The organism is Pseudomonas koreensis, from assembly GCF_036668835.1.
Classification (GTDB): Bacteria; Pseudomonadota; Gammaproteobacteria; order Pseudomonadales; family Pseudomonadaceae; genus Aquipseudomonas; species Aquipseudomonas koreensis_I.
Map to the genome: position 1 here is coordinate 1 of NZ_JAZEVW010000064.1, position 255 is coordinate 255.

Genomic DNA, 255 nt, shown 5'->3' on the forward strand with positions numbered 1-255 from the left:
CGGTGCCAGTGGTTTCGCCTGCCTTGATGGTGATCACGGCGCCGTTCGACAAGGTCACGGTCACTGGCGAGCCAGCGGCGTTGGTCAGGGTTGCGGTGTAGGTGATCTGACCACCTTCGGCCACAGAGCCGGTCGCGGACAGCGTCAGGTTGGTGGTGTCGGCCACGTCGGTAACGGTGGTCGAGACTGGAGTTTTGTCGGCAACCAGGTTTTCGAAGTTGCCGCCGGTCACGTTGGTGATCGAGTTGGTAATCG

General features: G+C 61.6%; 1 protein-coding gene. It reads right to left on the reverse strand.

Annotated elements, in window-relative coordinates; all coding sequences use genetic code 11:
- The coding region (locus V6F91_RS27305) for an immunoglobulin-like domain-containing protein (RefSeq protein WP_332769960.1) at positions 1-255 on the reverse strand (255 nt) is incomplete at both ends.